2 tRNA genes and 1 rRNA gene are annotated in these 546 nt (G+C 45.8%); all 3 read right to left on the reverse strand.

The features are described from left to right. Window positions 1-120: 120 nt before the first annotated feature. The 3 genes from BCT34_RS03585 to BCT34_RS03595 all read right to left on the reverse strand — a co-directional run bounded on the left by BCT34_RS03585 (window position 121) and on the right by BCT34_RS03595 (window position 462). Window positions 121-197: transfer RNA gene (locus tag BCT34_RS03585), tRNA-Asp, on the reverse strand. A gap of 30 nt (window positions 198-227) precedes the next feature. Next, window positions 228-343, reverse strand: a 5S ribosomal RNA gene (gene rrf / locus BCT34_RS03590). 42 nt (window positions 344-385) lie between these two features. Next, window positions 386-462, reverse strand: a tRNA-Thr gene (locus BCT34_RS03595). Between the last annotated feature and the right edge of the window lie 84 nt (window positions 463-546).

The raw sequence follows: 546 nt of genomic DNA on the forward strand, positions 1-546 counted from the left end.
AATTAACGGAATTGGTATAAGTGATGGGATCTCAGGCAACCGGACTCGTTGGTCGAAGACTAAATTTTCGATACTCAGAAACGACGAAAGCCTAGTCATAAGACTAGGCTTTCTAATAAGTGGCGGAGTGGACGGGACTCGAACCCGCGACCCCCGGCGTGACAGGCCGGTATTCTAACCAACTGAACTACCACTCCGCAGTGTCTATTCAGCTTAAAGCAATTTGAGCCTGGCGATGTCCTACTCTCACATGGGGAAGCCCCACACTACCATCGGCGCTATTGTGTTTCACTTCTGAGTTCGGCATGGAATCAGGTGGGTCCACAATGCTATGGTCGCCAAGCAAATTCTGTTGTTAACTTGATTAATCAAATCAACTAAATAATGGTGCTGATACCCAGACTCGAACTGGGGACCTCACCCTTACCAAGGGTGCGCTCTACCGGGCTGAGCTATATCAGCAATTCAAATATCGTTTAAACGATTCTGAAAACTTTTTGTCTTCACTTTCAAAAAAGTGAAAATAAATTTAAAGCCTGGCGATGT

Origin of the sequence: Vibrio sp. 10N.261.45.E2 (genome assembly GCF_002875705.1) — a bacterium.
GTDB lineage: Bacteria > Pseudomonadota > Gammaproteobacteria > Enterobacterales > Vibrionaceae > Vibrio.